Annotated in this window: 1 protein-coding gene; it reads right to left on the bottom strand. The window is 72.0% G+C overall.

Annotated features, from left to right (window positions below; all coding sequences use genetic code 11):
* Window positions 1-7: 7 nt before the first annotated feature.
* Window positions 8-1,015: an IS30 family transposase gene (locus LG943_RS27645; protein ID WP_270075320.1), complete on the bottom strand. Its 1,008-nt coding sequence runs from the start codon at window positions 1,013-1,015 to the stop codon at window positions 8-10.
* Between the last annotated feature and the right edge of the window lie 36 nt (window positions 1,016-1,051).

Here is a 1,051-nt window from a genome sequence, read left to right as displayed (position 1 = left end):
CTTGGTGTCAATGGGTTGTTGCGACTAGCAGTTCGTCCAGCTTCTCGGCCGGGGTGCGATACCCCAGCGTCTTGCGCGGGCGGGTGTTGAGCAGCCCCTCCACCCGGTCCAACTCAGCCCTCTCCACCCGGGTGAAGTCGGTGACCCCCTTGGGGAAGTAGTAGCGCAGCAGCCCGTTGGTGTTCTCGTTGGTCCCCCGCTGCCAGGGCGAATGCGGATCACAGAAGAACACCGGCACCTGGGTGGCCACGCTGAAGTCGGCGTGGCGGGCCATCTCCGTGCCCTGGTCCCAGGTCAGCGACCCCTTCAGCGCCTCAGGAAGGGCCGCGACCCTTCGGGCCAGAGCCTGGGCCACCGTCTCGGCACGCCGGTCGGCCACCCCTACCAGCAGCACGAACCGGCTGGCGCGCTCGGCCAAAACAGCGATCGCCGAGGCCCCGCGCGCCCCGATGAGCAGGTCGCCCTCCCAGTGCCCGGGCACCGCCCTGTCGTGGGCCTCTACCGGGCGGGAGCTGATGTGGACCATGCCGCTCAACCGGCCTGGCGCTTGGGCCCGCCCGCGCGGGCGGCGCGTCCTGCGGGCCGGGCAGCGCACGGGTATCCGCGACCGTTTCAGCTCCTCGCGCAGGCCGCCCCGGCCCTGGACGAACAACGCCTGGTAGATCGTCTCGTGGCTCACGCGCATCTCCCCATCGTGAGGGTGGTCGGCTTTCAGTCGCCCGGCCACCTGCTGGGGCGACCACCCCTGGGCCAGCAGTTCGGCCACCCGGCCGCGCAAGGCGGTGCCCGGGGCCAGCCGGCGGGGCTTGGGCCGCTTGGCGCGCGCACCGGCCTGGGCGTGGGCGGCGGTGGCCCGGTAAGGGCGCGGGTTGCCCGCCAGGTTGCGGTCCAGCTCCCGGTAGAGGGTCGAGCGGTGTCGCCCGATGCGCTGCGCGATCTCAGCGATGCTCTCACCGGCGGCGATTCCCACGGCGATCTCCTCGCGCTCGGCCACACTCAACCGGCGCCCCGGCATCCCCGCCCCCCTTTCCATCACAGACCACACTGTCGC

It is taken from the genome of Streptomonospora mangrovi (genome assembly GCF_027604915.1).
In the GTDB taxonomy this organism is placed as follows: domain Bacteria; phylum Actinomycetota; class Actinomycetes; order Streptosporangiales; family Streptosporangiaceae; genus Streptomonospora; species Streptomonospora mangrovi.
Note: the sequence above shows the minus strand (reverse complement) of the source record. Positions and strands in the feature narration are given on the sequence as shown.